This is a genomic window from Staphylococcus sp. GDY8P72P (assembly GCF_016890655.1).
GTDB lineage: Bacteria > Bacillota > Bacilli > Staphylococcales > Staphylococcaceae > Staphylococcus > Staphylococcus arlettae.
The window spans coordinates 123,698-130,392 of record NZ_JAFEQJ010000011.1 but is presented as its reverse complement, the minus strand read 5'-3'; the positions used below and the strand labels follow the sequence as shown (position 1 = coordinate 130,392).

The 6,695-nt window shown below is 36.4% G+C and carries 4 protein-coding genes; 3 read left to right on the top strand and 1 reads right to left on the bottom strand.

Annotated features, from left to right (window positions below):
• The first annotated feature begins 445 nt into the window (after positions 1-445).
• The 3 genes from JVU85_RS06220 (at position 446) to JVU85_RS06210 (ending at position 5,060) form a co-directional block, all read left to right on the top strand.
• Positions 446-1,963 carry an NADH dehydrogenase subunit 5 gene (locus JVU85_RS06220; RefSeq protein WP_204172167.1) on the top strand — a complete coding sequence of 506 codons (1,518 nt, stop codon included), beginning with the start codon at positions 446-448 and terminating at the stop codon, positions 1,961-1,963.
• A gap of 13 nt (positions 1,964-1,976) precedes the next feature.
• Entirely contained in the window at positions 1,977-4,580 is a 2,604-nt protein-coding gene (locus JVU85_RS06215; RefSeq protein WP_204172166.1) for a DUF2309 domain-containing protein, read from the top strand.
• A gap of 108 nt (positions 4,581-4,688) precedes the next feature.
• A complete protein-coding gene (locus JVU85_RS06210; protein ID WP_021459445.1) occupies positions 4,689-5,060 on the top strand; it encodes a Na-translocating system protein MpsC family protein in 372 nt (123 codons plus the stop codon).
• Positions 5,061-5,198: 138 nt separating this feature from the next.
• Here the strand turns inward: JVU85_RS06210 and JVU85_RS06205 are convergent, their stop codons facing one another.
• Positions 5,199-6,626, bottom strand: a complete 1,428-nt coding sequence (locus JVU85_RS06205) for an aldehyde dehydrogenase family protein (protein ID WP_204172165.1) — start codon at positions 6,624-6,626, stop codon at positions 5,199-5,201.
• Positions 6,627-6,695: the final 69 nt, after the last annotated feature.

The window sequence follows — 6,695 nt, the reverse complement described above, 5'->3', positions numbered from 1 at the left end:
CATCCTTGCCGGGGTGGGACGGCGAAATCATTTTTTTAAATCAGATTTCTGTCCCACTCCCATTTTTAATGGTTGTAATATTGGTGTAGCAATAGCTTAGAACTTGACAGATAGCTGAAAAAGTTATAAATTGTTACTATTCTGAATTAATATACCGTTACTTATTGAAAGGTGAATTCCCACTTTAGCAGACGATTAATATAATAATATTGGTTGAATGAAAAAGTATCTTAGGTGCAGTTGCTTTCTATAGTTAACGGTATAACGAAAAATTATTGATAACATAGCGACAGCAGCGCAAAATATTCCTTTACGGGAGTAGGTTGTAATGAAGTCAACATTTGTAATGAAACACACTTAGTGTATCTTTCAAATTGTTGGCTTTTTTATTTTGTAAAATATAGTTTTGAGCATTTACTATTTTAAATGGAAAGGGGCCTAGTATATGGATGCTACATCAGGACTTTTAACATTCATGATTGTGTTTTTCAGCACGTTAATCATTGCTGGGATAAGTGGTGTTATTTTTATTAATAAACGTGTACCACTGTCTTATATAAAAATACATATAGGGGTAAGTGCATTACCACCTTTAATCGCATTAATTGCCTTAATTAACATAGATAATAGTGAGAAATTAGGACCTTTTCATTTTGATATTCTCGCATGGTTAATGGCATTCTTTGTGTTAGTCATTGGATTAATTATCCAACGCTTTTCGATGCAGTATTTAAAAGGCGATTTTAATTATCGTAAATATTTTGTGTTATTTCAATTAGTGACAAGTTTTGCAGCGATTGCATGGTTAAGTGATGATTTACGCTTAATGACGGCATTTTGGGGTCTGACTTTAATTTGTTTATCATTGCTGATGCGCCTGAATCGAAAATGGAAAGTAACTAAAGCGGCAGCAAAAGTTACAAGTCGTTATTTTTTACTAAGTTGGATAGCTTTAGCATGTTCAGTCTTATGGTTATTTGTTATTACAGGAGAATGGACGTTTTCGGCAGCTTTAACAGAAGCGCATCTTAGTATGGTTACTGGATGGCAATACTTTGGTTTATCATTGCTGCTTATTATTGCTGTGATTGTTCCGGCAGCTCAATGGCCATTCCAACGATGGTTGATAGAATCTGTTGCTGCACCTACGCCAGTATCTGCAATTATGCATGCCGGTATTGTGAATGCAGGTGGTATTATGTTGACACGTTTTTCACCGTTGTTTCATAGTGATTTTGCATCATTGATTTTAATCATTATTGCATGTATTTCTGTATTAATAGGTTCTGGCATTAGCTTGGTTCATGTAGATTATAAACGACAACTGGTTGGGTCTACTATGGGGCAAATGGGCTTTATGTTAATACAGTGTGCATTAGGCGCCTATGTTGCTGCAATCATTCATCTTATTTTACATGGTTTATTTAAAGCAACATTGTTTTTAAGATCAGGTTCTGCGCTTCAACGGTTTGAAGTGCCGGTAAGAGCGAATGAAAGAATGTCGTATTTTTGGATTGTTAGTGGTCGTATTTTAGCAGCTGTATTAGCTATAATCTTCTGGTTAGCAGAACCGAGCGAGGGATACCGAATAATCAGTGCACTTATTCTAGCATGGTCGTTATCGATGTCATGGACTCAACTAGTAGCCTTTGGTGAAGGGAAAATGGGGCGGATTATTGGTCTCATCGCACTCGTTATAGTGGGCGTGGTTTATTTTGTTATCCATCATTATTTCAATGCGTGGTTACAAAATATTGCTATTAGCAATAGTCACCCATCACTATTTATTATAATATTGGTAGCTGTTATTTTAGTGCTCGGTAGCATTATAAGTACGTGGGTTGCGAAACATCAATCATCAAAAGTTTTCGCTATTATATATTTATGGTTAGTGCGTTTAGGCGATGCGAAAACAAAAGCAATAGAACGGCACCCTAACTATCTCAAGAAATTTTTATCTTAAAGGAGGAATGACCATGGTTACAGCGCAGTCTACAGCACACAAACAATTGCACAATGATAGTATAGAAGCGGTTATTACACGTGCGACAAAAGTAATTGTTCCATTATCACCAATTTCTATATTTGCAGCACGACATCCTTGGGTCAACCTTGAAGATAAACAATTCGAAACTATCGGCAGATGGTTAGATAATTCAAGAGATGTAGATATATTTCCAGGCAAAAAAATTATTAAAGATGCTTATCAAAAAGGTGAAATTGAGGATAGCTATTTAGTTGAGCGTTTGGAACAATGGATAGAACAACAACAGTTAAATGTACCTTTTGAAGTTGCAAAACAATATGGGAGCAATGCCCTGAAATTAGTTGATCAACCGTTAACAATAGAATCTGAAAGTTATGACTTAGCGGCGACAACTGAACTACCTGATGATGATGTCTTTCAACGCTGGTTACAACGCTCTATGCCACCCAGAAGTAAGTTTATTAAACATAAGCCGAAAGAATCATATTTACAGTTGCTTGATTACCATGTCATTAAATGGTGTAAGTTGTACTTGGATGAAAACCAATCAAGTTGGACAATGCCAGGACGTGAAGAAGGATTCTTTTATGCTTGGCAACGATTAGTAACACATGATCCAGCATTATCAAAAGTACAACGACAAGCATTAAAACAAGTACCTTCTGAACCACTGGAAGCTATAGCACAAATGTTAGAACATTTAGCAATTCCACATGATGAAATTCAAGGTTACTTAGAAAATCATTTATTAGCACTACCGGGTTGGGCAGGTATGTTATTATGGCAAAATGAAAAAGTGGGTCATAAAGCGCCGTTGATAACTGAATACTTAGCGATTCGTCTAGCATTAGAGTGGGTATTTATTCAACCATTTGCCCCTTTTAATGCATCAAACCCTGTGGCACGTCCATCTGTAGTGACGTTGATAAATAATTGGATACATTGGGGAGGGTTAACAACAAGCCATTGGAACCAATTGTCGATGCCTAAACAGCATGACTACTTGAAATTAGCGCAACGATTGGATGACAAAACGTGTAGAACATTGTGGTTAGAAGCGTGGGAAGATAGTTATGCCCAGCAATTGCGCCATCAACTCACGAACGTTTCAAAAGCAGAAAAAAAGAATGACAGTACGCAAGCACAACTAGCCTTTTGTATAGATGTACGATCAGAACAATTTAGACGCCAGCTAGAAGCAGCAGGACCTTTTGAGACAATTGGTATAGCAGGGTTTTTCGGCATACCTATAGAAAGTTGTCAATTGGGTAGTCATCACAGTCATGCATCTTTACCAGTTATGAATGAGCCACTACATAAAGTAAAAGAAGTGGCGCGTCCGCAAGATTTACAGATGCATTTACAACGCAAATATTCAGTGAGTTCATTAATTTATACGTTTAAGAAAATGAAACAAAATGTGCTGCCAAGTTTATTATTACCTGAATTAAGTGGCTCATGGCTCAGTGTCCAAATGTTTTCGCGTAGTTTTGTACCTAGACCTGTTGGAAACTTAATCCAAAAATTTTATAAAAACTGGTTCAATAAACCAAAGAGCTCGCTGACTTTAACGCATGAAATGTATGGAGAAGAAGACGGTTTACCAGTAGGCTTCACAAAAGAAGAAAAAGTGACATATGTAAAACAAGGATTGGAGTTAATGGGATTAACACATGATTTTTCACCATTAGTTGTTTTATGTGGTCACGGTAGTCAAAGTGCGAATAATCCATATGCTTCTTCTTTAGATTGTGGGGCATGTGGTGGTGCTGCCAGTGGATTTAATGCAAAGGTGTTAGCTATGTTGTGTAATTTAGAAGAAGTCCGTGAAGCATTGATAAATGTAGGAATCACAATTCCACAAGAAACAGTATTTGTAGCAGCGCAACATAATAGTGCTCTTGATGAGTTGGATTGGATTTATGTGCCTAACTTATCTACAGCTGCACAAACTGCACTAACACAAATTAAAGCAGCAATGCCACAAGTAAGTCTTAATGCTAATGCAGAGCGCATGTTAACTTTACCTCGATTGTCACAATCAGTTAAAAATGCAAAACATGAAGCGCAACGTTTAGCACATGACTGGAGCGAAATTAGACCAGAGTGGGGATTAGCAAGAAATGCGTCATTTATTATCGGCCAAAGAACATTAACACAACAGACGAATTTAGAAGGTAGAGCTTTCTTACAAAATTATGATTGGCGCCAAGATCCAACAGGTTCTATTCTAGCAAATATTATCGCGGGGCCTGCTACTGTGGCTCAATGGATTAACTTACAATATTACGCTTCTACCGTAGCACCACATTATTACGGTAGTGGTAGTAAGACTACCCATACAGTGACTGGTGGACTGGGTGTTATGCAAGGAAATGCGAGTGATTTATTGACTGGTTTACCATGGCAATCAGTTATGAAATCTGATTATGAAGCATATCATGCACCTCTAAGATTGCTAATTGTAATTCAAGCCCCTGATGATCATATTGATCGCTTGTTACAAGAAAGTCCAAACTTTAAACAAAAAGTAGACAATCATTGGTTACATTTAGCGAATATTACTCCGGATGGACAGTGGCATATCTGGTAATGACAAGTGACAGTGTTATTATTTTTGATATAATATAGCAAGGTACTATCGCTATCATCACAAGCAATAACAAATGCTAGCTAGAAATAATAGGAGGTATATCGTTTAATGACTTTAACGAAAGGCTCTTGTGAATCTGAAATTAGTAAAGCAGTGACACAATGGGAAAAAGAATATCTCGGTAGAGGCTCATTATCTGTAAAAACAGATATTTTAAGAAATATGATTATTATTGACTTGCAAGGTATTTTGACGCCAGCAGAATATACTGTGTGTGAAACACAAGAAGGCTTGCTATCAATTAAACGAACACGATCTAAATTGCTTGAATCTGGTGCAGAACACTTAAAAGAAATTATTTATAATATTACTGGAGCGAACGTCGTAAGTTTACATACAGACTTGAGCTCTCGCACAGGAGAACGAATCATAGTATTTAAATTAGAAACTAATTTAGAAGCGCAATTTGATCCAAGTTAATTATAAAAAATAAAAGCATATTACAAGCTACTGCCTTAAATAGGTGATTGCTTGTAATGTGCTTTTATATGTGACATTGCTGGAGTAGAACTAGGAAATATTTTTAATATAATTATATTTCTAGGCCATTTCCAGTTTTTAGTTGAAGAAACCTGAAATTGATTTTACTTCTAAAAATTCTTCGATACCGAAGTCGCCCCATTCGCGGCCGATTCCGGATTGTTTGTAACCACCAAATGGTAGGTCCCAACTTCTTGGTGCTTCATTGATTTCAATAACACCAGCTTCTAATGATGTTGCAACATATTGTAATGTTTCCATATCTTTACCGTATACATAACCAGCTAAGCCATATTTTGTATCATTGGCAATTTTAATGGCTTCATCTAAATCAGAATAAGTCAAAATTGACATAACAGGTCCAAAAATTTCTTCTTGTGCAATTGTCATAGTGTTGTCTACATTAGAAAATACAGTAGGTTTGATATAATATCCTGTTTCTAAGCCTTCTGGTTTACCTTCGCCACCAAATTCAAGCGTTGCACCTTCTGCTTGACCAATTTTTATAAATTCTTGTACTTGGTTGAATTGTTTTTCATTAATCACAGGACCCATATTTACTGAACGATCTTGTGGATCACCAACATGAATTGTTTGGATTTTAGCTTTAACTTGTTCAATAAAGGCATCTTTTTGAGATTCTGGTACTAATGTACGTGAACCTGCGATACATACTTGACCGGAATTATCGACTACTTTATGCACTGCTGCGTCTGCTGCAGCTTCTAAATCAGCATCATCAAGTATAACGAATGGTGATTTACCACCTAATTCAAGCGATACTTTTTTGAAATCTACACTCGCTTTTTCCATGATTTTACTGCCAGTATTACCTGAACCAGTGAAAGAAACCATTCTAACTAATGGATGTTCTGATAATGGATTACCAACACCCATACCGTCACCATTAACTAAGTTGAATACACCTTGAGGAACGCCAACTTTATCAAAGATTTCGGCTAAAATGATTGCAGCAAATGGTGTTTCTTCAGAAGGTTTAAGTACGACTGTACTACCTGCTGCTAACGCACCTGCTAATTTAATAGCTGTTTGGTTTGTTGGGAAATTCCATGGTGTGATCAAACCAGCGACACCAATCGCTTCTTTCATTACGACATTATTACCACGACGTTCTTGGAATTGGAAATCATCTAACGCATCACGCGCAGCTTTGAAATGTGCCAAGCCCATTTCATAATGAACATTTTCAGCTGCAGTGACCGGAGTACCTAACTCTAAAGTCATTGCTTCAATTAAATCAGCTTTACGATTTTCATATTCTGTTACAATCGCATCTAATAATTGCTTACGATAGTCGATAGATGAATGGCGAAATTCTAAATAAACATTGTTAGCAGCTTGAACAGCGTCTTCTACATCTTGTGCATTACCTTTAGCAATTGTGCCAAAAGCAGCTTCAGTTGCTGGATTAATAACAGCAATTGTTTCTTGGCTATGGCTATCTACCCATGCACCATTAATATATTGTTTTGGTTGATTGAACATATAAACACTCCTTAATTAATCTTTTATATTCATATTTAGTAAATACTAATATAAATTAAGACCAATCGA

Bases quoted from the DNA above. Each gene is read 5' to 3' on its own strand.
- JVU85_RS06205 (WP_204172165.1), bottom strand. From the start codon at position 6,626: ATGTTCAATCAACCAAAACAATATATTAATGGTGCATGGGTAGATAGC.
- JVU85_RS06215 (WP_204172166.1), top strand. From the start codon at position 1,977: ATGGTTACAGCGCAGTCTACAGCACACAAACAATTGCACAATGATAGT.
- JVU85_RS06220 (WP_204172167.1), top strand. From the start codon at position 446: ATGGATGCTACATCAGGACTTTTAACATTCATGATTGTGTTTTTCAGC.
- JVU85_RS06210 (WP_021459445.1), top strand. From the start codon at position 4,689: ATGACTTTAACGAAAGGCTCTTGTGAATCTGAAATTAGTAAAGCAGTG.